The organism is Mangrovihabitans endophyticus, from assembly GCF_014646155.1.
Lineage (GTDB): Bacteria > Actinomycetota > Actinomycetes > Mycobacteriales > Micromonosporaceae > Actinoplanes > Actinoplanes endophyticus.
In genome coordinates this window covers 1-502 of the sequence record NZ_BMMX01000217.1, presented here as the reverse complement: position 1 = coordinate 502, position 502 = coordinate 1, and the positions used below count along the sequence as shown (strand labels likewise).

The window sequence follows — 502 nt, the reverse complement described above, 5'->3', positions numbered from 1 at the left end:
GCTTTGTAAGGCTAGATTTTCTAAAACCTGCCCGCTCTCTGCTTCAAAACTAATCGTTCCTGTTAAATCCAAACTGAACGCTACTATATCAAACAAACGCCCTATGGAATTGGTAGCAACGCTTTGAATTTCTCTGTCATGCATTTGCTGAAAAATTTCTAATTCGTCTTCTTTAAAATGTTTTTGAACGCGCTTTAAAAGAATGTTGAGTTGGTGTTTTAAAGCGATTTCTAAAACCAGGCGTTTAGGCTCTTTGATCGCTTTTTCCCCCCCTAAAAGCAGAAATTCTTCAAACCTAGCGATTTCTTCAATGCGTTCAAAATCCCCCACAAAACACTCCGCCCCATAAATCTTATTTTCATAAGCCCCACTCCCATCCCAGATGATACCTATAAAGGGGTCGTTTAAATGCGGGTCTTGTAGTAATGCGTCTAAAACGCTCGCTAAAAAGTGGGCATGGTGGTGCTGGACTTGCAACAAGGGCGTATTAAAATCACAAGCC

General features: G+C 40.8%; 1 protein-coding gene. It reads right to left on the bottom strand.

The features are described from left to right. Positions 1–502: Kae1-like domain-containing protein (locus tag IEY73_RS34995; protein ID WP_229716469.1), on the bottom strand; the 502-nt coding region annotated here is incomplete at both ends.